The sequence below is a fragment of the Actinoplanes sp. NPDC051851 genome (genome assembly GCF_040681165.1).
Lineage (GTDB): Bacteria > Actinomycetota > Actinomycetes > Mycobacteriales > Micromonosporaceae > Actinoplanes.
This window is the reverse complement of sequence record NZ_JBFAYF010000006.1, coordinates 204,873-230,411: the sequence shown is the minus strand read 5'-3', so window position 1 is coordinate 230,411 and position 25,539 is coordinate 204,873. Positions and strand designations below refer to the sequence as shown.

Below are 25,539 nucleotides of genomic sequence, written 5' to 3'. Positions count from 1 at the left end.
GGCGGGGCCGCCCGCGGCTGGCTAACGTGGCCGTACACGTGAAGGGAGGTGGTCCGAAGTTGTATAGCAACGGGACTCGTGAGGTGGCTGTCCGCTAGCCGCTGTCCTTGACAGCTTCGTATTAAGCGTCGAGACCGTGTGGCAACGGCCGGCGAGTACCAGACAGCCACCCGACCCCCGGGGATCCGGCCTAGTCCGACCGGACCACGCTCGTTCGCGAGCGTGGAAGTCCCCGGGGGTCGCTTCATGTCCGGGGGAATCTCATGCGCGAGCTCGTCGTACTCGGTACGGCCAGCCAGGTGCCGACCCGGCACCGCAACCACAACGGTTACCTGCTGCGCTGGGACGACGAGGTGATCCTCTTCGACCCGGGCGAGGGCACCCAGCGCCAGCTGCTGCTCGCCGGGCAGCCGGTCACCCCGATCCGGCGGATCTGCATCACCCACTTCCACGGCGACCACAGCCTCGGCCTCCCCGGCATCCTGCAGCGCATCTCGCTCGACAGGGTGCCGCACCCGGTCGCGGTCCACTACCCCGCGGGCGGCCAGGAGTACTACGACCGGCTCCGGCACGCCACCAGCTACTGGGACAACGCCGAGATCGTGCCGTCGCCGGTCGGCGCGGGCTTCGGCGTGGAGACCTCCGCGGGGCGGCTCACCGCTCTGCCGCTCCGGCATTCCATCGAGACGTACGGGTATCGCCTGGTGGAGCCGGACGCGCGTCGCATGATCCCGGCGCTGCTGGCCGAGCACGGCGTCAGCGGGCCGGCGGTCGGCGAGCTGCAGCGCGCCGGACGGCTCGGCGACGTGACGATCGAGCAGGTCAGCGAGGTCCGGCGCGGGCAGAGCATGGCGTTCGTGATGGACACCGGGCTCTGCGACAACGTGTTCGCCCTGGCCGGCGGCGTGGACATGCTGGTGATCGAGTCGACGTTCCTCGCCGAGGACGCCGAGATGGCGGCCCAGGTGGGGCATCTGACGGCCGGCCAGGCGGGCGCGGTGGCCCGGCAGTGCGGGGTGCGGCTGCTCGTGTTGACGCACTTCTCGCAGCGGTATCCGGACGCGGGGCGGTTCCTGGAGGAGGCCCGCACGGAGTTCGACGGCTCGATCGTGGTCGCCGAGGACCTGCAGCGGGTGCCGGTGCCCACGCGCCGCTGACCATAGTGGCCCGAACGGCCAGGCCCGAACGGCCAGGCCCGAACGGCCAGGCCCGAACGGCCAGGCCCGAACGGCCAGGCCCGAACACCCAGGCCCACCCTTCCAAGGGGGAACCACCTCCCGCTGAGCAGTATGGCCAGGATTGTGGATCTTTGCGGGTGGCCTGTGGACGGGCTGCGCCTGTGGACGAAGCGAGGGCGCGGCTACTGTCGGAGAATGAACGTGCGGCTGCGGTTGGCGAGCGAAGCGGATCAGAACGACGTCGGCGTACTCCACCATCGGTCGCGGGCGGCGGCGTACGCGCATCTGCTTCCGGCCGACGCCTTCACCTCTCGCGGGCACGAGGCGCTCGGCGAGTGGTGGGCCGAGCGGTTCCGATGGGAGCGGGAGACGCACCGGATGACGCTCGCCGAGGACGACGGGGAGTTGGTCGGCTTCACCTACGTCGGGCCGAGCGAGACGGAGGGCGCGGTCGAGCTCTACGCGATCCACGTGGCGCCGGAGCGGGTCGGGACCGGGGTCGGGCGGACGTTGATGATCGACGCGCTCGCCGGGCTGGCGGAGGCCGGTGGCGACCGGGCGGTGCTCTGGGTGCTGGAGGACAACGTGGTGGCGCGGACGTTCTACGAGAACGGCGGCTGGGTTCCGGACGGCGGCTCGCGCGTCGGGCCCATCAACGGGCGGTCGCTTCCCCAACTGCGCTACGCCCACCCGCTCTGAGGCGTACCGGAAAAGCCGTTGATCTGGCCCGAAGCCTTTGATCTGGCCCGAAGCCTTTGATCTGGCCCGAACCAGAACAAAGAAGAACGCTGGTTGGGCGGGAGTGCGCGACCTATTGAATGCGGGGGAACCTGTGGTCACGCACTCCCGCCAACCGCCCCGCTGACGATCGGGTGCGCCTGGCCGGAGGCGCGGATCGGCGGAGGCGTGCCGAACCGTGTTTCCGATCGCTAGCGGGCTTGGGCGCGGGAATACCGGAACGCTGGCGGGGCGTCCCGGCGTCACCGCCGGGAGACGTCGGGCCGGGCCGGGAAGCCGTGGCTTGCCGGGGGACGGTCAAGCTCGTCGGCGACGTCCGAGTCGGTGGATCAGTCGTGGTACCTCCGGTGGTTGTGGTTGACGTCGGTACGACCCCGGTCGGTCATCGAGACCGGCATGCTGTTGAGGTCGTGGCGCAACGTCCACGCCTCACGCCACGGACGGCGCGAGACGGCGTCGGCTCGTTCGGCGAGGCGGCGGGCGGAACACGGCCAGCGCCATCCACACCAGACACACTTGTCGTCCGCGCCGCCCGCCGTGTGGCGGCCGAGCATCTGTTGGGCGTCCCGCCACAGCAGACGGTCCACGATGTCGGCGGGTGGTGCCTGGTCGAGGTCGACCATTCCGTACCCCTCCGTCCGGGAGAAGTTCAGCTCCGTCACGACACATACAACAGCATCCGACCATCGGCCGGTCGGACTGTCTGTGCGATTGCGGCGACTATCAGTAACCAGCGATATGGAAAGGGCGCGCCGATCGATGCGATCGGCGCGCCCCCGGGGACGAATCCACTCAGGACAGGTGGGCCAGCAGGTCCTGCCGGGTGAGGACGCCGGCCGGCTTGCCGTCGATCAGGACCAGGGCGGCGTCGGCCTTCTCCAGCAGGGCCACCGCCTCGGCGACCGGCTCGCCGCCACCGATCATCGGCAGCGACTCGCCCATGTGGCGCTCGATGGTGTCGGCCAGGTGGGCCTGCCCGGTGAAGAGCGCGTCGAGCAGCGCCTTCTCCGAGATCGAGCCGGCCACCTCGCCGGTCACCACGGGCGGCTCCGCCTTGAGGACGGGCAGCTGGCTGACCGCGTACTCCCGCATGTAGTCGATGGCGTCGCGGACCGTCTCGGTGGGGTGGACGTGCACCAGCGGCGGGATCGCCGGGCCCTTGCCGGCCAGGGCGTCCGCCACCGTCGGGGTGCCCTCCTGGGAACGGAGGAAGCCGTACCGGGCCATCCACTTGTCGTTGAAGATCTTGGAAAGGTAGCCGCGGCCGCCGTCCGGCAGCAGCACCACGATCACGTCGTCCGGGCCGGCCTTCCGGGCCACCTCGAGCGCCGCGACCACGGCCATCCCGCAGGAGCCGCCGACCAGCAGGCCCTCCTCGCGGGCCAGGCGCCGGGTCATCTCGAACGAGTCGGAGTCGCTGACCTCGATCACCTCGTCGGTGATCTCCCGGTCGTACGCCGTCGGCCAGAAGTCCTCGCCGACGCCCTCGACCAGGTAGGGCCGCCCGGTGCCGCCGGAGTAGACCGAGCCCTCCGGGTCGGCACCGATCACCCGGACGTTCGCCTGCTCCTTGAGGTACCGCCCGACACCGGTGATCGTGCCGCCGGTGCCGACGCCCGCGACGAAGTGGGTGATCTTCCCCTCGGTCTGCCGCCAGAGCTCGGGGCCGGTGTCCTCGTAGTGCGACCGGGGGTTGGCCGGGTTGCTGTACTGGTCCGGCTTCCACGCCCCGGGGATCTCGGTGGCGAGCCGGTTGGAGACGTTGTAGTAGGAACGCGGGTCCTCCGGCGCGACGGCGGTCGGGCAGACCACCACCTCCGCGCCGTACGCCCGCAGGACGTTCTGCTTGTCCTCGCTGACCTTGTCGGGGCAGACGAAGACGCAGTTGTACCCGCGTCGCTGGGCCACCAGGGCCAGGCCGACACCGGTGTTGCCGCTGGTCGGCTCGACGATCGTGCCACCCGGCTTGAGGAGGCCCGCCTTCTCGGCGTCCTCCACCATCCGCAGCGCGATCCGGTCCTTGACCGAGCCACCGGGGTTCAGGTACTCGACCTTGGCCAGCACGGTGGCACTGATGCCGTCGGTCACGCTGTTCAATCGGACCAGCGGGGTGTTGCCGATCATCTCGACTACATTGTCGTAATAGCGCACGCTTTACTTTACGACCACGCGGCCGATCTCCCGTTCCCACTCCAGGAAGCGCTCGGTCTCGCTGAGCACGGCGCCCGCGAGCCAGGTCACCGCGACCGCGTCGTCGACGAGACCGAAGACCCAGAGGAAGGCCTCCGGTACGGCGTCGATCGGCGAGATCACGTACGCGGCACCGGCCGCCATCAGGGCCAGCCGCATCCCGCCGTCGTAGTGGCCCTTGGCGGTCGCCTTCATCATCCGCGGGATCGCCCCGACACGCTTGCCCAGCGTCGGGCCGCCCTTGCTACCGGACATCAGCGCACGACCGAGGGCGGTGAACGCCGCCGCACGTTTCAGAGTTCTAGCCATGTTTGTTCCCCTTTCCGCAACTCCAGCATGACCTGGGTCCGCCATGATTGCCTCTCGCGGTCGCGAGTTAGCCTCGAATCCCGGCGACACCCGCCGATCAGAGGGCACGCCGGAAGGTTCCCTTCGAGCTACAACGGGGGAGACTGTGAACGACCTCAATGCCGCGGACTGGCGGCGCATCAAGCAGGCCGGGCGCGTCGCCGGCCAGGTGACCGGCGCGCTGGCCGGTGTCACCGCACTCTCCGCGGGCCTCCTGATGCGGCAGGCCGCGGACGCCCGGCGGATCATCCCGATGGCCGAGGCACCCCCGCCCCGCGGCGACGGCGTGTACGGCGCCAAGTTCCCCGGGCAGCCGATCACCCTGGTCGTCCTCGGTGACTCGTCGGCGGCCGGGTACGGCGTACACCGCCCACGGGAGACGCCCGGCGCGCTCTTCGCCACCGGGATCTCCCGCCGCCTGCGCCGTCCGGTACGGCTGCACCGGCTGGCCGTGGTGGGCTCGATCTCCTCCGGCCTGCCGTGGCAGGTGGACGCGGCACTGGAGTACGCGCCGGACCTGGCGATCATCCTGATCGGCGGTAACGACGTCACGCACGTCTCGGCGCGGGCGGCCGCCGTCCGCCACCTCGCCGACGCCGTCACCCGGCTCCGCGAGGCCGACTGCAAGGTGGTCGTCGGCACCTGCCCCGACCTGGGCGCGATCCAGCCGATCAAGCCCCCGCTGCGCTGGCTGGCCCGGCGCTGGAGCCGCCAGCTCGCGGCCGCGCAGACCGTCGCGGTGGTCCGGGCCGGCGGGCGTACGGTCTCGATCGGCAACCTGCTCGGCCCGATGTTCGAGGCCGACCCGGTGCGCATGTACAGCTCGGACCGGTTCCACCCGTCGGCGGAGGGCTACGCCCGGGCGGCGGCCGTGATGATGCCGACCGTGATGGCCGCGCTCGGCGAGGACCACCGGCCGGTCGCGCCCGCCGCCGAGGACGTGCTCACCCTGCCCGAGGCCGCCTCCGAGGCGGTCCGCGCACCGGGCACCGAGGTCAGCCCGGTGACCACCGGCCACCGGTGGGCGCGGCTGCGGCGGCATCCCTGGTTCGGGGAGTCCCGGCACTGGTTCGGGAAGCCGGCCGGCGCGACGAGTGCCGTTCGCGCCGTAGGGTAGGACGAAGAAGGATCATCGAGTCGCTGGAGCAGGGAGGCGGGACATGGCGGGTCTGCCGGTACGAATGACCAAGGCTGCGGCCACGGGCCTGCTCGCCGGAGCGCTGGGCGGGGTCGCCCTGCTGGCCGGCGAGGCGCTCGCCGCCAAGGCCCGCCGGTATGCGAAGCCGACCATGGGTCTCGCGCTGCGCACCTCGATGGGCCCGCTCACCGCGCCGCCGCTGCGCCTGGTGCTGCTCGGCGACTCGGCCGCGGTCGGGGTGGGCGTGGAGTGGCTCTCCGACACGGTCGGCGGCCAGCTGGCCCGCCTGGTCGCCGAGGGCACCCCGGAGTCCGGTCCGCGGCACGTGCTGCTCTCCAGCGTCGGGGTGGCCGGCTCCCGGTCCAGCGATCTCGCGACCCAGGTGGCCCGGGCGCTGCTCGGCGACCGTCCGGACGTCGCGGTGGTGCTGATCGGGTCGCACGACACCGGGCCGCTGCGCGCGCCCGAGGAGGCGGCGGGTCATCTGGGCCAGGCCGTCCGCCGCCTGCGTTCCGCCGGGGTACGGGTCGTGGTGGGCACCTGCCCCGACCTCGGTGCGCTGCGGTCGATGGCGCCGCCGCTGCGGCAGATCGCCGGGGCGCTCGGACGGCGTACGGCGAAGGCTCAGGCCGCGGCGGTCCGCGAGGCCGGTGGGATCGTGGTCGACCTGGCCGCGGAGACCGGTGCGGTGTTCCGGGCCGACGCCGGGACACTCTGCTACGACGGCTTCCACCCATCCGCGGACGGGTACCGCGTCTGGGCGCACGCGCTCTACCCGGCGGTGCTCAGGGCCGCGATGAGCGGGGTATGACGGCACTTCGGCACGCTCGGTGACCGGCGTGTGACAAATTCACCCTTCCGACCATGTTACCCGCGAGTAAACTGAGCGCATGCCGGAAGCTGTCATCGTCGCCACCGCCCGCTCCCCGATCGGCCGCGCCCACAAGGGCTCACTGAAGGACCTGCGCCCCGACGACCTCACCGCCACCATCGTCGACGCCGCACTGAACAAGGTGCCCCAGCTCGACCGCACGCTGATCGAGGACCTCTACCTCGGCTGCGGTCTGCCCGGCGGCGAGCAGGGCTTCAACATGGCCCGCGTGGTCGCCACCAAGCTCGGCCTGGACGGCCTGCCCGGCGCGACCATCACCCGGTACTGCTCCTCCTCGCTGCAGACCACCCGGATGGCGTTCCACGCGATCAAGGCCGGCGAGGGCGACATCTTCGTCTCCGCCGGTGTCGAGACCGTCTCCCGCTTCGCCCGCGGCAGCTCCGACGGCCTGCCCTCCGCGGCCGCCGCGCTGCTCGGCGGCGGCTGGGAGAACCCGGAGTTCGCCGAGGCCCAGGCCCGCACCCGGACCAGCGCGGAGAGCGGCAGCGTGTGGCACGACCCGCGCGAGGACGGGCTGCTCCCGGACATCTACATCGGCATGGGCTACACCGCCGAGAACCTCGCCCAGATCAAGAACGTCTCCCGCGAGGAGATGGACGAGTTCGGCGTACGCTCGCAGAACCTGGCCGAGAAGGCGATCGCCGACGGCTTCTGGGAGCGCGAGATCACCCCGGTCACCCTCCCCGACGGTACGGTCGTGTCCAAGGACGACGGCCCCCGCCCCGGCGTCACCATCGAGGCGACCTCGCAGCTCAAGCCGGTGTTCCGCCCCGACGGCCGGGTCACCGCCGGCAACTGCTGCCCGCTGAACGACGGCGCGGCCGCGGTGGTCATCATGAGCGACACCAAGGCCCGCGAGCTCGGCGTCACCCCGCTCGCCCGGATCGTCTCCACCGGCGTCACCGCGCTCTCCCCCGAGATCATGGGCCTCGGCCCGGTCGAGGCGTCCAAGCAGGCCCTGCAGCGCGCCGGGATGTCCGTCTCGGACGTCGACCTGTTCGAGATCAACGAGGCGTTCGCCGCCCAGGTCATCCCCTCCTACAAGGACCTCGGCATCCCGCTGGACAAGCTCAACGTGAACGGCGGCGCGATCGCGGTCGGCCACCCGTTCGGCATGACCGGCGCGCGTATCACCGGCACCCTGCTCAACTCCCTCTCCTGGCACGACAAGTCCATCGGCCTGGAGACCATGTGCGTCGGCGGCGGCCAGGGCATGGCCCTCGTCATCGAGCGCCTCAGCTGATTCCTTCTTGGGTACGCCCGGGCCCGGCCGCTCTCACGCGCCGGGCCCGCCGCGTTGAATGATCGAACAATGACGATCTCGATTGCGGACGTGATCAGCGGGGACGCCTCGTTCGGGCCGGCGGCGGCGCTCTTCGACGAGTACCGGGTGCACTACGGCGAGACCGCGCAGCCGGAGCGCACCCGGCACTGGCTCACCGCGCAGCTGAGCAGCGGCCGGATGGCGATGACCGTCGCGGTGCGGGAGGACGGCCGGGCCGCCGGGTTGATCACCAGAGTGGCGCAGCCGGCCTCGCTGCGGCTGGGGACCGTCTGCATGATCCGCGATCTGTTCGTCGCGCCGGAGCAGCGCCGTGGCGGCGTCGCCCGCCTGCTGCTGGACCACGTGATCGCCGAGGCCCGGACCGCCGGGGCGCTGCGTGTCTCGCTCCAGACCGAGCCGGAGAACACCGCGGCCCAGGCTCTCTACGCCTCGCTGGGCTTCCGGCACGTCACCGGCCTGGACCTGCTCAACCTGTCACTGACCGCGGGTTAGAGGGCGGCGCGGCCGCGAGCGAGGAAGGCGGCGCGGCCGCGAAGAAGGCGGCGCGGCCGGCGAGGAAGGCGGCGCGGCCGGCGAGGAAGGCGGCGCGGGTCAGAGGGCGGCGCGGACCTCGTCGACCGCCGCGGTCGCGGCGCGGAGGACGTCGCCGGACGGGTTCGCCGCGGTGAGGTCGTCGGCGATCACGCGCAGCTGGTCCGGCAGCACCAGGTCGTGGATGCGCGGGACCGGACGTGGCGCGCGCCGCTCGGCCGCGGCGCCCAGGTCGGCGAGCCGCTGTACCAGGCCGCGCACGAGATCGGCACGCGACCCACCGGTGGCGGGCGCGGCACCGGTCGCGGCGCCCTGCCAGCGCCGCTCCTCCCAGTGGCCGATCTGGCCCAGCAGCCGCTCGACGGCGGTCACGAAGTCGGTCACCCGGCGAGCCTACCGACCCGGCCCGAGCGGCGGCGGGCGGCGGGCTGCGGCAGGCGGCGGGCAGCGGCGGCAAGCGGCGCGGCCGGTGCGGGCGGCGGGCGGCAGGGACGGGCGGGTGGAGGAACGGGACAACGCCCGGTCCGTGGGGAGACGGGCCGGGCGTTGTGGGGAGTGGCGGGGCTGGCCGCAGGTCAGTCGTCGCCGCCGCTTTGCAGGAAACTCAGCAGGCGCAGGATCTCCAGGTAGAGCCAGATCAGGCCGACCAGGATGCCGAAGGCGGCCGTCCAGGAGTAGCGCTGAGGGAGGCCCATCCGGACGCCCTCCTCGATCTGGTTGAAGTCGAGGATGAAGCTGAGCGCCGCGACCACGATGCAGACCAGGCTGAAGATGTAGCCCAGCGGGCCGTTGTCGCGCAGTCCGGTGCTGACGCCGAACATCGAGAGCACGAAGTTGATCAGCATGACCATGAAGAGGCCACCCATGACGGCGATCAGGCCGCGGGTGAACTTCGGTGTCGCGCGGATGACCCGGGCGCGGTAGAGCGCCGCCATCAGGAAGAAGACGCCGAAGGTGGCGACCACCGCCTGCAGGACGATGCCCTGGTAGCCGAAGATGTCCTGGTAGGCCTTGCTCACCATGCCGACGAAGACACCCTCGACGATCGCGTACGCGATGACGAGCGCGGGGTTGGCGATGCGCATGAACGAGATGATCAGGCCGAGCACCAGGCCGCCCATCGCGGCGCCGATCCACGCGACGCCGGTCATCTCGACCGGGATCAGGTTCCACGCGGCGATCGCCGAGATGCCGGTGATGCCGAGGAGGGTCACGGTCTTGACGACGACGTCGTCGATGGTCATCGGCCGCACGGCAGGCGGGGCGGCGGGGTAATCCGTCGCGGTCGGGTACGGCTGCCCGTAGCCCGGCTGACCGTAACCCGCGCCGGCCGGCCCGTAGGACCCGTACCCGGACGAGCGCTCCCGCTCGGCCGCCTGGCCGAGGCGCGAGAGCACCGGGTTCGATGATTTCACTGTGTCCAGCCTCCCTTGAGGTTCCGGCACCATGCCTGTGGTTCAAGGGTAAGCGCTCCGCGCATGAACCGGCGCTCCCCGAAGCTGTGAGCAGTCTGAAAATGACAGGTGTCATGGGTGCGGATGGGGGGCCGATGGTAGCCGCGACGTGGGACAAAACGCCCAAACAATAAGCGGCCGCGACATAATGCCGCGACCGCTTCGTTATCCGTGCCCGGGGCGGGTCTCGAACCCGCACGCCTTGTGAGGCAGCCGCTTTTAAGGCGGCCGTGTCTGCCATTCCACCACCCGGGCAGTCCTGCGAACACCGTAGCTGGTGCCGCCCGGATGGTGGGGAACGGCCTTGCCGTCAGCGGGATCCGCTGGCGACCTTCTCGTCGGCCTTCTTCTCCTCGACCTTCGGCGCCACCGGCGGGGTGACCTCGAGGAACTCCTCGCGCGGGTGGTGCAGCTGGCCCAGCGCCACGGTCTCCCGCTTGAGCACGAAAGCCAGAACCCAGTCGGCGAGCACCCGGACCTTGCGGTTGAAGGAGGGGATGCGGCTCACGTGGTAGAAGCGGTGCATGAGCCACGCGGGGTAGCCCTTGACCTTGATGCCGTACACGTGCGCGACGCCCTTGTTGATGCCGAGGCCCGCGACGCCGCCGACGTGCTTGTGGCGGTACTCCACCGGGGCGCCGCCGAGGACGACCTGGCGGATGTTGTCGGCGAGCACCTTGGCCTGGCGCACCGCGTGCTGGGCGCTCGGCGAGCACCAGCCACCCGGGTTGGTCAGGTCGGGCACCTGCGCGCAGTCGCCGGCGGCCCAGGCGCCCTCGAGCACCTCGCCCTCCAGCGTGGCGACCTGCAGGGTGGGCAGGCAGTTGACGTGCCCGCGCGGGCCGCGCGGCAGGTCGGTCTGCTCCAGCATCGGCGACGGCTTGACGCCGGCCGTCCAGACCAGGGTCTCGGCGCGGAACGAGTCACCGTCGGAGAGCTCGATCTGGCCGTCGACGCAGGACTTGAGGAAGACCTCGAGCCGCAGGTCGATGCCGCGGGCGGCGAGCTGGCGGGCAGCGTACGCGCCCATCTCGGGGCCGACCTCGGGGAGGATCCGGTTGGTCGCCTCGACCAGCACGAAGTGGACCTCCTTGGGGTCCAGCTCCGGGTAGTACTTCAGCGCGTCGGCGACCACGTCCTGCATCTCGGCGAGCGCCTCGATGCCGGCGAACCCACCGCCGACGAAGACGAAGTTCAGGGAGGCCTTGCGGACCTCGGGGTCGGGGGTGACGGCCGCGACGTCGAGGCGGTCCAGGATGTGGTTACGCAGGTAGATGGCCTCGCCGATGGTCTTGAGGCCGATGCCGATCTCGCTCAGACCCGGGATGGGCAGGGTCCGCGACACCGAGCCGGGCGCCACGATGATGTGGTCGTACGCCATCTCGTAGGCAGGACCGTCGATGGGCTGAATGGTCACGGTCTTGCGGGCGTGCTCGACCTTGGTGACCTCACCGGAGACGATGCGGCACTTCTTCAACTCACGACGCAGCGGCACAACGGCGTGGCGCGGCGAGATGCTACCGGCGGCTGCCTCAGGGAGGAAGGGCTGGTAGGTCATGTGCGGAACGGGGTCGATGACGACGACCTCGGCGTGGTTCCGGTTCAGCTTCTTGGACAGGCGGAGGGCGGTGTAAAGCCCGACGTGACCTGCTCCTACGACGACTATGCGCGGCGGATTCACGGCTCTATTGTCGCGCGCGTGAGCCATTTCATGCGTTGTTCTGTGACCATCGCAACGTGGAAAGTCAAGTGTCGTAAGCCACAGAAGTCGCAGTAATTTCAGCCTCGCCTGGCCAGACGTGCTAGGAGAAGTGTCACAGCCGTCGCAGCGACCAATCCCATCAATGTCGCCACTTGAAATGCGTCTCCCACCAGGTCGGCGGTGAGTCCGAGGGCGAGGACGATGAGCACGGCCGAGACCAACACCACAAGAAGGGACCTTCCCAACCAGAGGCCCGGCACGTCCAGATTCACCACCGCGTCGTACGGCAGGACCGCGGCGAGGGCCGTCAGGGTGTGCCCGACGTAGAGCGCCGCGGCGAGGGCGATCACCCGCCACAGGGCGATCCGGGAGTCGTACCCGGCGGTGTCGACGATCCAGCCGCCGACCGTGATCAGCGCGGCGACCGTGGCGCTGCGCCCGCGCGGCGCGAAGGCCGGCCAGAGCGCGACGACCACCAGGGGTACCACGTACTCGCTGGAGAGCAGGGAGGCCGGCCAGGCCACCGCCATCGCGAGCAGCCCGCAGACGCCGATCCCGAAGCGGACGATGAGCGGGATCAGCGTGAAACGGCGCAGGACGGTACGCGCACCCCGGAGACGCCGGACGATCGCGGCAAGCACAGTCAGCGCCCCCTCGGTGCGGCGGCCATCCGGGCCACGTCACGCAGAACCTGGTCGAGGCTGCCGGCGCCGGCCCAGGCCACCACCGGTACGCCGTGCTCACGCAGTCGGCCGAGCACGTTCTCCCGCTCGATGCGCCAGAGCCGGGTGGCCAGCGGGGTCCACTGGTTGCGGACCGGCGGTGCCTCGTCCGGCGGCAGCGTGTCGACCGCGACCACGTACCGGCCGGCCTGGGTGAGCTGGGCCAGCATGTCGGCAGCGCGCGGGTCGAGCAGCGGGGTGAGGACCACGACCAGCGCGGACGTGGAGATGTGGTGGGCGCCGAGGGCCGGCTCGTACCGCTCGTCGACCGGGTCGGCGTGCACGTCGAGCAGCCATTCGAGAACGGTCAGGTACTGGCGCCGGCCGGAGGCGGCACGCAGCCGGCGAGCGGTCGCGCCGTACTCCAGCAGCGAGACCCGGTCGCCGCGGTGCAGGTAGTGCTCGGCCACGGCCGCGGCGGCGCGGACCGTGGTGTCCAGCACCGACGAGCCGCCCCGGACACCGCCGGAGAGACCGACCTCGCCGAGCACGTCGAGTAGGAGCAGCACCTCGGCGTCCCGGTCCGAGAGGGTGGAGGCCACGTGCAGGTCACGGGTACGCAGCGAGACCCGCCAGTCGATGCGGCGCAACCGGTCACCCGGGGCGAACTGCCGTACGCCGGCCAGCTCGCCGCCCTCGCCGAGACGCCGGGAGCGGTGCGCGCCGACCAGACCGGCCGCGGCGGGCATCGCCTCGGTCGCCCGGAACGGCTCGGTGGTCGGGTAGACCCGCACGCCGCGCGCCGGGGTGACCACCGGGCGGCAGGCGAGCAGCCCTCCGCAGGCGGCGGCGCGCGCGGCGGCCGGTCCGACGTCCTGTCGGCCCCAGCGCAGCGCCTCGCCGGGCAGGTCGATCGCGGCCCAGCCGTCCGACGGGACGGTGAGCGCGAACGGCCGGTCCGCGTGCTCCAGCCTCAGCCAGCGGGAGGTACGCGTCCGGACCACCACCAGGTCGTACGGGATGAGGTCGGTGTTGGAGACGGTGAGGCCCGCGGCGACCTCGCCGCCCTCGACCAGATGGGACTCGTCGGCGGTGATGGCCACCTCGGGCATCGCGCGCGGGCGGCGGCTCAGGTGCCAGGCCGCGCCGATCGCGAACGGCGCCGCGAGCAGCACCAGGTCGACCCGGCCGAGGATCACCCCGAGCAGCATCAGCAGGCCGGTGAGCAGCACCGACCTGCTCAGCGCCCGAGTGGGTGCCCAGGTCTCGGTCATGCTCGGCTCTCGGTCATGGTCGGCTCTCAGTCGTGCCGCGCGTAGGTGGGCAGCGCCCCGCTCGCCGGTGCCGGCACCGCGTTGAGCACCTCCTGCACGACGAAGGAGGGGTTCACCTGGCGCAGCCACATCTCCGGGCGCAGCGTGATCCGGTGGGCCAGCGCCGGGATCGCCACGTCCTTCACGTCCTCCGGCACCACGTAGTCACGGCCGGACATCGCGGCGCGGGCCCGGGCGAGCAGCAGCAGGGCCAGCGAACCGCGCGGCGAGGAGCCGACCAGGACCGCGCTGTGCTCCCGGGTGGCCGCGGCGAGCGAGACGATGTACCGCCCGATCGAGTCCTCGACCGTCACCGACTCCAGAGCACCCTGCATGGCCTGCAGGGTCTGCGCGTTCACCACCGGGTTGAGCTGGGACTCCTCCTGACGCCGCGACATCCGGCGCCGCATCACCTCCCACTCCTCCTCGGCCGTCGGGTATCCGAACGAGACCCGGAGCAGGAAGCGGTCCAGCTGCGCCTCGGGGAGCGGGTACGTCCCCTCGTACTCGATCGGGTTGGCGGTGGCGAGCACGTGGAACGGCGGGTCCAGGCGGTACGTCACGCCCTCCACCGAGACCTGCTTCTCCTGCATCGCCTCGAGCAGTGCGGACTGGGTCTTCGGCGGCGTCCGGTTGATCTCGTCGGCCAGCAGCATGTTGGTGAAGACCGGGCCGGCCCGGAACGCGAAGTCGCCCTTGCGCTGGTCGTACAGGAAGGAGCCGGTGACGTCGGCGGGCAGCAGGTCGGGAGTGAACTGCAGCCGCCGGAAGTCCAGGCCCAGCGCCTGGGCGAACGACCGGGCGGTCAGCGTCTTGCCGAGACCGGGCAGGTCCTCCAGGAGCACGTGCCCGCCGGCGAGGATGCCGGCCAGCACCAGTTCGAGCGAGTCGCGCTTGCCGACCACCACCGTGCCGACGGCGTCGAGTACCGCTCCGGCCAGCCGCCCGACCTCGTACGGGGGAAGAGCCTGCGTCACCGTCGCACCTTTCTCACAGTCGTTCCAGAGCTTCAACGTACGTCTCAAGATCCCGTGCCTTCGGCGCCCGCCGCCCCGTATCGGCGAGGACCGCCCACGTGTGCTCACCGAGCAGTTCCCGGGCCCGGCTCGGGTCACTCGCCCGGGTGATGCCGTACCGGAGACGCAGTCGCTCGTCCGCCATCTCCGCGAGCACCGGCAGAAGGCTACGCGCATGGACGTCCGGGTCGGACTGCGCCTGGTTCAGGTTGCGCTCCCAGCGGCGCACCGAGGCCCGGAGCACGTCGTCGACGGCGTTCGCGGCCGATCCGGAGCGCGCCCGGCCCTTCGGTTGCGCCGGCGGGCGGACCGCCCACGCCCCGATGGTGACCAGCCGCAGGCCGCCCAGGGTGGCCACGATCAGCAGCAGCGAGATGTGGATCCCGCCGGCCCGCAGCGCGGCGACCACGACCACGGTGGCGAGCGTGATCAGCACCGCCTCGCCGAGCAGCCGGACGGCCGGGTGACGCCGCTTGCGGGTGCGCTCGGCCGGCGCCTGCTCCGGCTCCTCGGTCATCCCGAAGAGATTCTCGAGACCACCGTCACTCATGCCGGGACCCCCGCTTCCGCGCCGAGGTCGGCGCGGACCCGCTCCAGCGCCGTACGGGCCTGGTACCGCATCTGATCGTCCACGGTGTGCGTGGCGTAGCGGGCCTCGCGGTAGACCTCCAGCAACCCGGCGAGCACGGCCGCGTCCACCTGGTGCTCGGCGAGCAGCCGGCCGACCAGGTCGGTGGGGCTGTCCCCGGGGTGCCGGGGCGTGCCGGCGGCGGCCGCGGCCTCCTCCAGCCGGACCCAGCAGGCGATCACGGCGCGGCGCGGGTCACGGTCGGTGTCGGACAGTTCCTCCAGACCGGCGTCGAGCGCGGCGACCAGGTCCTCGGCCGTACGGGCCCGGCGCGGACCGTGTTTGCCACCCCGGCGGCCCCGGCGGCGGGACGCGTCCCGGAACAGCGCCGTCGAGAGCACGACCACCATGACCAGCACCACGATCGCGAGCACCACCAGGGCTGCGGTGCCCACCCAGCCGGGCAGGCCCTCGGCGGCCTCGACCGCGGGCGCCGAGGTGGCGGCGGCGGACGGGTGCTCGGTGGGCGGCAGCAGTGGTGCCTGGGTGGTCGGCAGCGTCTCCTCGGGCGTGATCCGATCCAGCTGGGGCGAGGAACGGGTGGCGGCCAGCGAGGTGACCAGGAGTAGCACGAAGACGGCGGCCAGGGGCCACCAACGGCGATAGGTGCTCAGATCCATCCGGGCGGGCTCAGATCCAAAACTCGAGGGAAATCGTGCAGAACACGCATCATGCCAGGCCCGCCAGAGCCTTCGCACGGCCGAACACGTCGTCCAGCATGTCGGGGGTGAGCCTGCCGGTGAACGTGTTCTGCTGGCTGACATGAAAGCACCCGAGGAGCGGGGGCGCACCCTCGAGGTGAACCTCGGCACCATGTCCGAACCTCGGGCGCGGGACCGGCGGGCGCAGGCCGTACGCGACAGTCAGTGCCGGCCACCACGCGGCCCAGGCGAAGGCACCCAGCGTGACCACGACGCGCAGGGTGGGCTTGATCAGTTCGAGCTCGCGCTGGAACCACGGAGCGCAGGTGTCGCGCTCGGCGGGCGTGGGCTTGTTCTCCGGCGGCGCGCATCGCACCGCCGCGAAGATCCGGGTGTGCCGCAGCGTGAGGCCGTCGTCGGCGGCGACGCTGGTCGGCTGATTGGCGAGGCCGGCGCGGTGCAGCGCCGCGAAGAGCACGTCACCGGAGCGGTCGCCGGTGAAGATCCGTCCGGTCCGGTTGCCGCCGTGCGCGGCGGGCGCGAGGCCGAGGATCGCGATCTCCGCGTCCGGCGCACCGAACCCGGGCACCGGCCGTCCCCAGTAATCCTGGTCACGGAAGGACGCGCGCTTGATGGCGGCCACCTCGGTGCGCCAGGTGACCAGTCTCGGACAGGCGAAACAATCCGCGATCCGGGCGTCCAGCACGCTCAGTGAGGCGGACCCGGCCGCCTGTGCGACAACCGTCTCCGGGGTACGCGGTGAGTCGCTGGACGGAAGCACACGTCCAGAAGAGCATCCCGGGTCACGTGCCCCGCAACCGGGTCGGGGCGCCCCGGGAGGCGCCCCGCACACACGGGTGGTGCTACCGCGATCAGGCCTTGGTCTTGAGGCAGAGCAGGTAGCCGTCGCCCTCGTAGCTGGCGACGATCGCGCCCTCCTCGCCCTCCTTGAGACCGGTCTCGAAGGTGGCGTCGCAGCCGGTGCCGTCCACGTTGGTGTCGCCCTCGATCCGGCTGAGGATGACGAACTGGGCGTCCGCGGAGGCGCAGTCGACCTGCTTCGCGTCCACCTCGGCGGAGGTCTCGTTCAGGTCGTCGCCGACCGTGACGCAGTCGCCGACCTTGGCGTCGCCGGTCGGGTCCTCGTGGAACAGGGCGCGGACGCCCGCGACCGCACCGAGCTTCAGCGCGATGACCACGATCGCGACGACGACACCGCCGACGATCTTGAGAACCTTGCCCTTGGACTTCTCCTCGGGCGCGGGCGGGACCGCGCCGGGCGGGTTCAGGCCGGGCGAGCCGGGCGGCGGGTATCCGGGGGTACCGGGCGCCGGGTAGCCGGGGGCGCCGGCGTTCGGCTGCGGATACTCCCCACCGGCGTTCGGCGCCGGGTAGGCGACCGGCTGCGCCGGGCCACCGGCGTTCGGCGGCGGGAAGCTCTGCGCGCCGGCGGGCGGCACGACCGGGTCTGACATGGGGGTGTTCCTTTCCGGGCCGATCGACAATCGATCGCTGGCCCGGGAGATTAATGCGTGTTAAGCACCCTCGCGACCCCGTTCCACCTGCGTTTATGAACGCCCTATCGGTAGGCGCTGTGCGTTTGCTGGGAAAACGTCCGGCCGTGCCGCAATCGCCGACACGACATGGCGGCGAAAACCGAGCCGAAAGGCGGCTGCGGTCGGCCGTTCGGCCATGCCGGAATGCCGGATCAGCCGGACAAGCCGAAGGCGATGCCGTCCAGGATGTCGTGCTCCGAGGCGATCACGGTGTCGTGGCCGGAGCGTTCCATCACGATCCGCATGATCAGGGCGCCGCCGCCGATCACGTCGGCCCGGCCCGGGTGCATCACCGGGAGGGCGAGCCGCTCGGCGACGGTCATCCGCAGCAGGTCGCCGGTGACCCGGTCGACCTCCGCACGACTGATCGCGCTGTGGTGGATGAGGCTGGAGTCGTACGCGGAAAGGCCATGAGCAAGAGCGGCAACGGTCGTGACCGTCCCCGCCAGACCGACCAGAGTCGGGGCTGAACGGCCCTGCACGGCCTGAAGGGCCGTGTCGACGGCCCGGGTGACCTCCGCCTCCGTAGCGGCGATCTCGGCGGCCGTGGGCGGGTCGGAGTGCAGGTGCCGCTCGGTCATCCGGACGCAACCGACGTCCATCGAGATCGCCCGCTCCACCGTCGACGTGCCGGTGACGAACTCGGTGGAGCCGCCGCCCAGATCGAAGACCAGGTACGGCCCCGGCGCGGCCAGGCCCCGGACCGCGCCGAGGAAGGAGAGCGCGGCCTCCTCCTCGCCGGTGATCACCTCGGGGTCCACGCCGAGCACGCCCCGGACCATGTCCCGGAAGTCCTGCGCGTTGGAGGCGTCCCGGGAGGCCGAGGTGGCGCACATCCGGATCGCGGTCGCGCCGTGTGCCTCGATCTCGGCGGCGTACCCGAGCAGGGCCGTCCGGGTGCGCTCGATCGCCGCCGGCGACAGCATCCCGGTCCGGTCCACGCCCTCACCCAGCCGGACGATCTCCATCCGGCGGTCCACGTCGACCAGCTTCTCGCCGTCCACGTCGGCGATCAGCAGGCGGACGGCGTTGGTCCCGCAGTCGATGGCGGCGACTCTGGTCATAGGTGTAACAGCATCCTCTTGTTGCCCAGGGTGTTGGGTTTGACGCGCTCCAGGTCGAGGAACTCGGCGACGCCCTCGTCGTAACTGCGCAGCAGCTGCTCGTAGACGGCGTGCGGTACCGGGGCCCCGTCGATCTCGGTGAAGCCGAACGAGCCGAAGAAGCGGGTCTCGAAGGTGAGGCAGAACACCCGGCGGATGCCGAGCTCGCGGGCCTGGTCGAGGAGCGCCGCGACGATCCGGTGGCCGATCCTCCGGCCGCGCTGGGACGGGTCGACCGCGACCGTACGGATCTCGGCCAGGTCCTCCCACATCACGTGCAGCGCGCCGCAGCCGATCACGGCGTCGTCCTCGTCGACCGCCACCCAGAACTCCTGGACGGACTCGTAGAGGGTCACCGTGGCCTTGCTGAGCAGCCGCCGGTCCGTGGTGTAGGTGTCGACCAGGGACCGGATCCCCTTGACGTCCCCCGTCCGCGCACGACGGATGATCATGCGTCTTTTCTCACGCAGGGTCCGTCGATCCACCACGGCTCGACCGCGTCGCGGACCTCGTCGCCGAACGGGTTGACCCCCCGGCCCGCGGCGAGCGCGTGGCCGAGGTGGACGTGCAGGCACTTGACCCGGTCGGGCATCCCGCCGGCGGAGACCTTGGCGATCTCCGGGACGTCCTCGATGGCCGTACGGCGGTCCAGGTAGTCCTGGTGCGCCTTCGCGTACTGGGCGGCCACGGTCGGGTCGGTGCTCAGCCGCTCCTGCATGTCCCGCATCACACCGGCCGATTCCAGACGGCTGCACGCGGCGGTGGCGTGCGGGCAGGTCAGGTAGTACAGCGTCGGGAACGGCGTGCCGTCGTCCAGCCGGGGCGCGGTCTCCACCACGTCCGGGTTGCCGCACGGGCAGCGGTGCGCGATCGCGCGGGTGCCGCGGGGCGGGCGGCCGAGTTGGGCCGCGACGACGTCGAGGTCTTCCTGGGACGGTGATTCCATGTCAGTTCGCAGGCTCCGCGTCGGCGGCTTGGACGCTGTTCCACAGCGTGTCGTACCAGCGGTCCGGGGTGGCCGCCGGGGCGTTCTTCTTGGCGTCGCGGGCGGCGCCGTCCGGGTCCTCGTAGACGAGCAGCGGGATCTCACCGGGACGCACGTAGAAGTACTTCTCGCGGGCCTGGATCCGGACGTACTCCGAATCGTTCCACTTCTCCAGTTCCTTGCGGGTCGCGTCGATCTCGGCCTGCTGGCTGGCCTGCGCGGCCTCCATCTCGGCGATCTGTGACTGCTGCTGCATGTAGGTGCGGATCGGGATCGTGTAGGCCAGCGCCAGCGCGATGAAGGCCGCGAGCAGGACGGTGGCCCGGCCGGTCAGCGCGCGCGGGCGAGGTGCCGCGGTGCGCTTCGTGGCTGCGCCACCGGCGGATCCCTGGGTACGGCGGGAAGCGGCCGGACGGCCACCGCGGGGCAGCCGCACGGTGGGCCGGGTGTCCACCCTGATCTGTCCGGTGGCGCGGGTCCGGGGTGTGCCGGGTCGGCCGCTCGTGCCGGAGCGACGGGCCGGGCCCTGTCCGCTCGGCATGCGACGCTGCGTCATCTCCACCCCTCCCCCGCTCGGCCATGACGGCCGTCACGGATTGTGGCACCCGTGGAGGAAACCTATGCCGCCACGCGCGGGTGCCACAAATCCATGATCTGCCGGACGGGTATTACCCGACGCGGTAACGCGGGAACGCGCCCGCACCGGCGTACCGGGCGGCGCTCTCCAGCTGCTCCTCGATGCGCAGCAGCTGGTTGTACTTCGCGACACGGTCCGAACGGGCCGGGGCGCCGGTCTTGATCTGGCCGGAGCCGACCGCCACCGCCAGGTCGGCGATGGTGACGTCCTCGGTCTCGCCGGAACGGTGCGACATCATGGTCTTGAAGCCGGCCCGGTGGGCCATGTCCACGGCGTCCAGCGTCTCGGTCAGCGAGCCGATCTGGTTCACCTTGACCAGGACCGCGTTGCCGGCGCTCTCGGCGATGCCCCGGGCGATGCGCTGCGGGTTGGTGACGAAGAGGTCGTCGCCGACGATCTGCAGCTTGTCGCCGAGCTCGGCGGTCATCGCGGACCAGCCGACCCAGTCGTCCTCGGAGAGCGGGTCCTCGATCGAGACGATCGGGTAGTCGGCGGCGAGCTTCGCGTAGTACGCGATCATCTCGTCGGTCGACTTCGGGGCGCCCTCGAAGACGTACGACCCGTCCTTGTAGAACTCGGTCGCGGCGACGTCCATCGCCAGCACGATGTCGCTGCCCAGGGAGAAGCCGGCGGCCTGGACGGCCTCGGCGATCAGGTCCAGCGCGGCGGCGTTGGCCGGCAGGTTCGGCGCGAAGCCGCCCTCGTCGCCCAGGCCGGTCGAGAGGCCCTTCTTCTTCAGCACCGACTTCAGCGCGTGGTAGACCTCGGCACCGGTGCGCAGCGCCTCGCGGAAGGTCGGGGCGCCGATCGGGGCGATCATGAACTCCTGCACGTCGACGTTGGAGTCGGCGTGCGCGCCACCGTTGACGATGTTCATCATCGGCACCGGCAGGACGGCGGCGTTCGGGCCGCCCACGTAGCGGAAGAGCGGCAGCTCGGCGGAGAGCGCGGCGGCCTTGGCGACGGCGAGCGAGACACCGAGGATGGCGTTGGCGCCCAGCTCCGACTTGGTGTCGGTGCCGTCCAGGTCGAGCATCTTCTGGTCGATCAGGCGCTGCTCGCTCGCCTCGTAGCCGATCAGCTCGTCGGCGATCTTGTCCTCGATGTTGGCGACGGCCTTCTCGACGCCCTTGCCGAGGTAGCGGCCCTTGTCGCCGTCACGCAGCTCCAGCGCCTCGAACGCGCCGGTGGAGGCACCGGAGGGAACCGCCGCGCGGCCGACCGTGCCGTCGTCCAGGCCGACCTCGACCTCGACGGTGGGGTTGCCGCGGGAATCCAGGATCTCGCGGGCGACGATCGCTTCAATGGTGGCCATTAGTCGTGTCGCTCCCAACAGTTGTACGAATGCGATTCCGGTCCGCGACCCTGCGGGCCGACCACGCACCTGAGGGTATCGAGCCGGACCCGCTCAGGTTCGCGCGGCCGGTCAACTCGCCGGTAGGGCCGGCCGGTCCATCCGGTGATCCAGTCGGCCCGGCCAATGCCTCAGACCGGCCCCGCCGCTGCCGAACCGAGGAGGACCATCACCGGAGGGGCACTATGACCAGCAGCCTGTTTCCCGAGGACGGCTTCCGCGTCGAGATGGAGGCCGAGGGCGAGTTCGTACCCGGAATCCGTGTCGTCCGGTCCGCCGGGCCGGAGCTCACCCTCTCCATGGCCGCGGCCGACGTGCCACCGGCCGGGACCGCGGTGACCCTGCGCTGGTCGGCGGCGCCCCGGGGCCGGAACGTGGTGACCGCGGTGGTGGTCGCCGCCGACGAGAACCGGGTCGAGGTGCGGATGACCGCCGACCCGGCCATCGCGCAGAGCCGCCGGTTCGTCCGCGGCGGCGGGGGCGAGGCGATCGTGATGTACCGCCCCGGCCTCGGCGAGTCGATCGGCTGGGTGCACGACATCGGCGAGAGCTCGGTGCGCGCCCACTTCACCGACATCGAGGTGCGCCCCGGCCACGAGATGGACCTGCGGATCCAGCTCGGCATGGACGTGGCGGAGTTCCACGCGACCGCGCTCAAGGCGAGCGCGATCCGGCAGCAGGTGCCGTTCCGGGGGCCGCTCTCGGTGGAGTTGGTCGCCCTCTTCGACCAGGACGAGTCGCAGGCCCGGATCGTCCGGCGATACATCATCCAGAACCAGCTGCAGGCCCGCAGGACGGCGGCCGCCGCGGTGTGAGGCCCGGCGCTCAGACGCCGAGCAGGGTGGCCAGGTGGCGGGGCGGCGGGGAGCCGTGCGCCAGCATCGCGTCGTGCCAGGCCTTCGGGGTGGCGCCGAAGGGCCGGGCCGCCGCGATCGCCGCGACCTCCGTGTATCCGACGAAGTACGTCGACAGCTGGGTCGAGGTGAGCAGGGCACGCCGCCACTTGCCCGCCGCCTCGCCCTCCTCCTGGAAGCCGCGTACGGTCATCAGCTCCATCGCCTCCGCCTCGGTGAGGCCCTCGCAGTGCACGAGCTGGTCGATGATCGCGTTCAGGGTCATCCGCAGGCGCATCTTGAGCTGCTGCAGCCGCACCGGCAGCCCGCCGAAGCCGAGGCCGGTCATCACGCTCTCCGCGTACACCGCCCAGCCCTCGACGAACGTGCCGGACCAGCCCATCGCGCGGACCCGGGTGCCGCTGCGGAACCGGCGGGCGTGCGCGATCTGCAGGAAGTGGCCGGGCATCGCCTCGTGCACGGTCAGGTTCCGGATCATCTGGTCGTTGTACTCGCGGTAGAAGCTGCTCACCCGCCCGGCGGGCCAGTCCGCCGGCGCCGGGGCGATGCAGTAGAACGTCGGTACGTCGGCGGTCTCCAGCGGTCCGGGCGGATCGCAGTACGCCACCGCGACGCCCCGGGCGAACTCCGGCATCTCCTCGATCACGCACGGGTCGTCGACCAGCGAGACCAGGTCGTGCTCCCGGACGAACGCGGTCGCCTCGTCCATGGTCAGCCTGGCCAGCCCGACGATCGTGGTGTTGTCCGGGTGCTTCTCGGCGACGGAGTCCAGCGCGCGCCGGACCGTCTCGTCGGTGGCCGGGCCGCCGGTCAGCTCGGCCGCGGCCTCGCGCAGCTCGGCGCTGTCCCGTTCCAGGCCGGCCCAGGCGCGTTCCAGCACCTCGGCGGCGGTCAGCTCGGTGTCCAGCGTGTGCCAGAGCCGGGCCTCCCAGAGCCGTCGCCCGAGCCTCGGGTCCCGCCCGGGGTCGACGTCGTCCAGCCGGGCACGCAGCCAGCCGTCGAACTCGCCGAGCGCGGCCAGCGCGGCCTCGGCGGCCGGTGCCACGCTCGCGCGCAGACCCGGCTCCTGGTCGAGCAGGGCGGGCACCTCGGCCCGGATCAGCCCGGCGGTGCCGGCGAACTGACCGGCCGCGGTCTCGGCGTGGATCCGGGGCACGTCGCGCAGCACCGCGCGGGCGGTGGCCAGCGCGTCCGGGATCGCGGCGAGGCGGGCGCGCAGGCTCTCCAGCCGCTCGCCGACCGGGGCGAACGGCCGGGCGATCAGCCCGTGCAGCAGCGGGCCCGGGTTGTGTTCGAGCGGGTTCCACTCGTGCTCGCGGATGTCGGTCAGCTCGAAGTGCGCCCGCTCCACCAGCGCGGCGAGGATCGCATGATCGGCCTGGTCCTCCGGCGCGAGGCTCTCGGCGTCGATCCCGCTGAGCGCGTCGCCGGCGTCGCGGAGCATCGTCGTACGGCCGGCGACGGCGTCGGCGGAGAGGTCGGGCAGGCGGTCGTCGAACCGGTGGTCCCCGGCCCAGAACGCGGTGGTGGGATCGCTCTCCAGCAGCGCGTCCACGATGCTCTCGGCGAGCGGTACGAACTCGGGCATGCCGAGAAAACTACTCTTTTTCTTTCTCCCGTACGGCCCTCGCGTACTCCAGGACGGCGCGTCGCAGCTCGGCCTCGGGATCGAGACCGGCGGCCCGGGCCTCGGCGACCACCCGGAGCAGGGCAGGTCCGAGGTCGTCCCCGGTCGGCAGTGGAGCGTCCACTCCCCCGCGCTCGGCCCGCTGGAGCACCTTCGCGGCGAGCGACAGGGCCGGCTGGCTCAGCGCCACGCCGTCCAGGACCGACTCCCGCGCCTTCTCCTCGCGCTTGATCCGCTCCCAGTTCGCGGTGATCTCCTCCAGGTCGGTGGCGGTCTCCCCGGCGAAGACGTGCGGGTTGCGCCGGATCATCTTCTCGACCAGTACCCCGGCCACGTCGTCGACGGTCCAGGCCCGGCCGTCCGGCAGCTCCTCGGCGAGCCGGGCGTGCAGCACCACCTGCAGCAGCACGTCGCCGAGCTCCTCGCGGAGCAGTTCCAGGTCGTCCTGCTCGATGGCGTCGTACGCCTCGTAGCTCTCCTCCAGCAGGTACGGCGCCAGGGTGCGGTGGTTCTGCGCGCGCTTCCACGGGTCGCCGCCGGGCGAGACGAGACGGTCCATCACGGCCACCGCGTCGAGCAGGCGGGCGCCGGGCGGGTCCCAGGAGCCGTACATCAGCTCCAGCTCGGCCAGAGCGGGCTCGCGCGCCAGACGGAGCCCGAGCTGCCGCGCGAAGTCCTGATCACCGCCGGGCCCGGCCAGCCAGACCGCGGTCCGCACGGCCGGTGCCGCCGGGTCGCCCGGCGATGGGGCACCGGCGCCGGGAAGCGCGGCGATCGCGTCGAGCAGGCCCTGGGCGTCGGTCTGCAGAACCGTCACCGGTACGCCGGAGGCCCGCAGCGCCGCCGCCTGATCACTCTCGGACGCGGCGAAGACCGGGCCGGAGCGTACGGTGTCCCACGCCTGTGCGGTGAGCAGGCCCGCCGGCAGCCGCGGCGAGGTGACCAGCAGAACGATCCGAAGGCTCAAGAGACGTCGTCCACCGGTACGGCCGTGTCCTCGCCCAGCGGAGCGACGACGAGCTGGTAGAGCGGGCTGGTCTCGCTGTTCCGGATCGGGTAGACGCCGATCTCCAGCGGGGCGTACCGCGGGTTGATCTGAATCGACTGGGTGCCCGCCACCGCGGTCACCTCGTCGCGGACCGCGATCGCGCTCTGCAGCTGGGTGGTCACGGTGTCCGGCAGGGTGCTCCTGAGGCTCTCCACGGTGGTCCCCGCGTCCACCGTGCCGTTCTCGGAGAGCCGCTGGAGGACGTCCTGCCAGTCCTCGTCGGAGAGCGCCGCGGTGCCGGTCTCGGCCTGCTTCACCGCGTCCTGCAGCGCGTTGTACTCGGTGAAGAGGTGCACGTACTCGGTGGTCGCCGGGAGCCCGACCACCGAGGCGACGTTGTCGTAGGTGAGCCCGGCCGGCATCGTCACGCCGTGCTTCTCGGCGACCTTGGTGATCAGGTTCCGGCCGACCAGCACGCTGACGATGTCGGCCCGGCTGATCGGCATCGTGGCGGTGCCGGTCCCGCCCGCCTGGGCCGCCGTCCGGGCCTCGGCCGTGAGCTTGGCCCGGGCGTCGTCCCAGATCGCCTGGACGCGGCTCTCGGTGATCCGGGAATCGCCGACATACGCCGCCACGGAGGGCTCGGCACGGCAGGCGGTGAGGCCGCCGAGCGCGCAGGACGCGACGACGGCCATGGATGCGAGTCGACGGGCACGATG

The 25,539-nt window shown here is 71.7% G+C and carries 28 protein-coding genes and 1 tRNA gene; 7 read left to right on the top strand and 22 right to left on the bottom strand.

Annotation, left to right across the window (positions count from 1 at the left end):
• Nucleotides 1–263: 263 nt before the first annotated feature.
• Nucleotides 264–1,157: a ribonuclease Z gene (locus AB0M08_RS09165; protein ID WP_364490769.1), complete on the top strand. Its 894-nt coding sequence runs from the start codon at nt 264–266 to the stop codon at nt 1,155–1,157.
• Between the two features lie 216 nt (nt 1,158–1,373).
• Nucleotides 1,374–1,877, top strand: coding sequence for a GNAT family N-acetyltransferase (locus AB0M08_RS09160; protein WP_364490767.1), 504 nt, complete (start codon nt 1,374–1,376; stop codon nt 1,875–1,877).
• Nucleotides 1,878–2,245: 368 nt separating this feature from the next.
• Here the strand turns inward: AB0M08_RS09160 and AB0M08_RS09155 are convergent, their stop codons facing one another.
• From AB0M08_RS09155 to AB0M08_RS09145, 3 genes are all read right to left on the bottom strand, one after another.
• Nucleotides 2,246–2,578, bottom strand: a complete 333-nt coding sequence (locus AB0M08_RS09155; RefSeq protein WP_364490765.1) for a hypothetical protein — start codon at nt 2,576–2,578, stop codon at nt 2,246–2,248.
• 130 nt (nt 2,579–2,708) lie between these two features.
• Nucleotides 2,709–4,067, bottom strand: a complete 1,359-nt coding sequence (locus AB0M08_RS09150; RefSeq protein WP_364490763.1) for a cystathionine beta-synthase — start codon at nt 4,065–4,067, stop codon at nt 2,709–2,711.
• A 3-nt stretch (nt 4,068–4,070) separates the two neighbouring features.
• A complete protein-coding gene (locus tag AB0M08_RS09145) occupies nt 4,071–4,415 on the bottom strand; it encodes a YkvA family protein (RefSeq protein WP_364490761.1) in 345 nt (114 codons plus the stop codon).
• 145 nt (nt 4,416–4,560) lie between these two features.
• Between AB0M08_RS09145 and AB0M08_RS09140 the strand changes: the two genes are divergently transcribed.
• From AB0M08_RS09140 to AB0M08_RS09125, 4 genes are all read left to right on the top strand, one after another.
• The gene (locus AB0M08_RS09140) at nt 4,561–5,571 is read left to right on the top strand and encodes an SGNH/GDSL hydrolase family protein (RefSeq protein ID WP_364490759.1); all 1,011 of its coding nucleotides are present in this window, start codon (nt 4,561–4,563) and stop codon (nt 5,569–5,571) included.
• Between the two features lie 43 nt (nt 5,572–5,614).
• Nucleotides 5,615–6,403, top strand: coding sequence for an SGNH/GDSL hydrolase family protein (locus AB0M08_RS09135; protein ID WP_364490757.1), 789 nt, complete (start codon nt 5,615–5,617; stop codon nt 6,401–6,403).
• Nucleotides 6,404–6,482: 79 nt separating this feature from the next.
• On the top strand, nt 6,483–7,727 hold the full coding sequence (locus AB0M08_RS09130) for an acetyl-CoA C-acetyltransferase (RefSeq protein ID WP_364490755.1): 1,245 nt from the start codon (nt 6,483–6,485) through the stop codon (nt 7,725–7,727).
• A 69-nt stretch (nt 7,728–7,796) separates the two neighbouring features.
• Nucleotides 7,797–8,261, top strand: coding sequence for a GNAT family N-acetyltransferase (locus AB0M08_RS09125; protein WP_364490753.1), 465 nt, complete (start codon nt 7,797–7,799; stop codon nt 8,259–8,261).
• Between the two features lie 99 nt (nt 8,262–8,360).
• Here AB0M08_RS09125 and AB0M08_RS09120 read toward each other — a convergent pair whose 3' ends face one another.
• The 16 genes from AB0M08_RS09120 to eno all read right to left on the bottom strand — a co-directional run bounded on the left by AB0M08_RS09120 (nt 8,361) and on the right by eno (nt 21,312).
• Complete coding sequence (locus AB0M08_RS09120; RefSeq protein WP_364490751.1) at nt 8,361–8,684, bottom strand: hypothetical protein; 324 nt, start codon at nt 8,682–8,684, stop codon at nt 8,361–8,363.
• A gap of 191 nt (nt 8,685–8,875) precedes the next feature.
• Nucleotides 8,876–9,715, bottom strand: coding sequence for a Bax inhibitor-1/YccA family protein (locus AB0M08_RS09115; RefSeq protein WP_364490749.1), 840 nt, complete (start codon nt 9,713–9,715; stop codon nt 8,876–8,878).
• Between the two features lie 211 nt (nt 9,716–9,926).
• Nucleotides 9,927–10,009: transfer RNA gene (locus AB0M08_RS09110), tRNA-Leu, on the bottom strand.
• Between the two features lie 55 nt (nt 10,010–10,064).
• Nucleotides 10,065–11,435: an NAD(P)/FAD-dependent oxidoreductase gene (locus AB0M08_RS09105; protein WP_364490747.1), complete on the bottom strand. Its 1,371-nt coding sequence runs from the start codon at nt 11,433–11,435 to the stop codon at nt 10,065–10,067.
• 98 nt (nt 11,436–11,533) lie between these two features.
• Nucleotides 11,534–12,097 carry a hypothetical protein gene (locus AB0M08_RS09100; RefSeq protein WP_364490745.1) on the bottom strand — a complete coding sequence of 188 codons (564 nt, stop codon included), beginning with the start codon at nt 12,095–12,097 and terminating at the stop codon, nt 11,534–11,536.
• A 2-nt stretch (nt 12,098–12,099) separates the two neighbouring features.
• The gene (locus AB0M08_RS09095; protein ID WP_364490743.1) at nt 12,100–13,392 is read right to left on the bottom strand and encodes a DUF58 domain-containing protein; all 1,293 of its coding nucleotides are present in this window, start codon (nt 13,390–13,392) and stop codon (nt 12,100–12,102) included.
• A gap of 26 nt (nt 13,393–13,418) precedes the next feature.
• Complete coding sequence (locus AB0M08_RS09090) at nt 13,419–14,408, bottom strand: MoxR family ATPase (protein ID WP_364490741.1); 990 nt, start codon at nt 14,406–14,408, stop codon at nt 13,419–13,421.
• Nucleotides 14,409–14,421: 13 nt separating this feature from the next.
• The gene (locus AB0M08_RS09085; RefSeq protein WP_364490739.1) at nt 14,422–14,997 is read right to left on the bottom strand and encodes a hypothetical protein; all 576 of its coding nucleotides are present in this window, start codon (nt 14,995–14,997) and stop codon (nt 14,422–14,424) included.
• Nucleotides 14,994–15,695 carry a DUF4129 domain-containing protein gene (locus tag AB0M08_RS09080; RefSeq protein ID WP_364490737.1) on the bottom strand — a complete coding sequence of 234 codons (702 nt, stop codon included), beginning with the start codon at nt 15,693–15,695 and terminating at the stop codon, nt 14,994–14,996. Before AB0M08_RS09080 ends, AB0M08_RS09085 begins: the two co-directional genes overlap by 4 nt.
• A 49-nt stretch (nt 15,696–15,744) precedes the next feature.
• Entirely contained in the window at nt 15,745–16,497 is a 753-nt protein-coding gene (locus AB0M08_RS09075; RefSeq protein ID WP_364490735.1) for a uracil-DNA glycosylase, read from the bottom strand.
• A gap of 91 nt (nt 16,498–16,588) precedes the next feature.
• Entirely contained in the window at nt 16,589–17,191 is a 603-nt protein-coding gene (locus tag AB0M08_RS09070; RefSeq protein ID WP_364490733.1) for a hypothetical protein, read from the bottom strand.
• A gap of 233 nt (nt 17,192–17,424) precedes the next feature.
• Entirely contained in the window at nt 17,425–18,336 is a 912-nt protein-coding gene (locus tag AB0M08_RS09065) for a Ppx/GppA phosphatase family protein (RefSeq protein WP_364490731.1), read from the bottom strand.
• The gene (locus AB0M08_RS09060) at nt 18,333–18,827 is read right to left on the bottom strand and encodes an amino-acid N-acetyltransferase (protein ID WP_364490729.1); all 495 of its coding nucleotides are present in this window, start codon (nt 18,825–18,827) and stop codon (nt 18,333–18,335) included. The genes AB0M08_RS09065 and AB0M08_RS09060 overlap by 4 nt, the downstream gene beginning before the upstream one ends.
• On the bottom strand, nt 18,824–19,321 hold the full coding sequence (locus tag AB0M08_RS09055) for a DUF501 domain-containing protein (protein ID WP_364490728.1): 498 nt from the start codon (nt 19,319–19,321) through the stop codon (nt 18,824–18,826). The genes AB0M08_RS09060 and AB0M08_RS09055 overlap by 4 nt, the downstream gene beginning before the upstream one ends.
• A gap of 1 nt (nt 19,322) precedes the next feature.
• Entirely contained in the window at nt 19,323–19,916 is a 594-nt protein-coding gene (locus AB0M08_RS09050; RefSeq protein ID WP_364490726.1) for a septum formation initiator family protein, read from the bottom strand.
• A 112-nt stretch (nt 19,917–20,028) separates the two neighbouring features.
• The gene (gene eno, locus AB0M08_RS09045; protein ID WP_364490724.1) at nt 20,029–21,312 is read right to left on the bottom strand and encodes a phosphopyruvate hydratase; all 1,284 of its coding nucleotides are present in this window, start codon (nt 21,310–21,312) and stop codon (nt 20,029–20,031) included.
• Nucleotides 21,313–21,536: 224 nt separating this feature from the next.
• On the opposite strand from eno, the gene AB0M08_RS09040 reads away from it, so the two are divergent.
• Complete coding sequence (locus AB0M08_RS09040; RefSeq protein WP_364490722.1) at nt 21,537–22,166, top strand: hypothetical protein; 630 nt, start codon at nt 21,537–21,539, stop codon at nt 22,164–22,166.
• A gap of 10 nt (nt 22,167–22,176) precedes the next feature.
• On the opposite strand, the gene AB0M08_RS09035 is transcribed toward AB0M08_RS09040, so the two are convergent.
• From AB0M08_RS09035 to AB0M08_RS09025, 3 genes are read right to left on the bottom strand one after another with little or no spacing between them, the layout of a single operon-like run.
• A complete protein-coding gene (locus AB0M08_RS09035; RefSeq protein WP_364490720.1) occupies nt 22,177–23,793 on the bottom strand; it encodes a DUF885 domain-containing protein in 1,617 nt (538 codons plus the stop codon).
• A 10-nt stretch (nt 23,794–23,803) separates the two neighbouring features.
• Entirely contained in the window at nt 23,804–24,799 is a 996-nt protein-coding gene (locus AB0M08_RS09030) for a MazG family protein (protein WP_364490718.1), read from the bottom strand.
• Nucleotides 24,796–25,515: a hypothetical protein gene (locus AB0M08_RS09025; RefSeq protein ID WP_364490716.1), complete on the bottom strand. Its 720-nt coding sequence runs from the start codon at nt 25,513–25,515 to the stop codon at nt 24,796–24,798. Before AB0M08_RS09025 ends, AB0M08_RS09030 begins: the two co-directional genes overlap by 4 nt.
• Nucleotides 25,516–25,539: the final 24 nt, after the last annotated feature.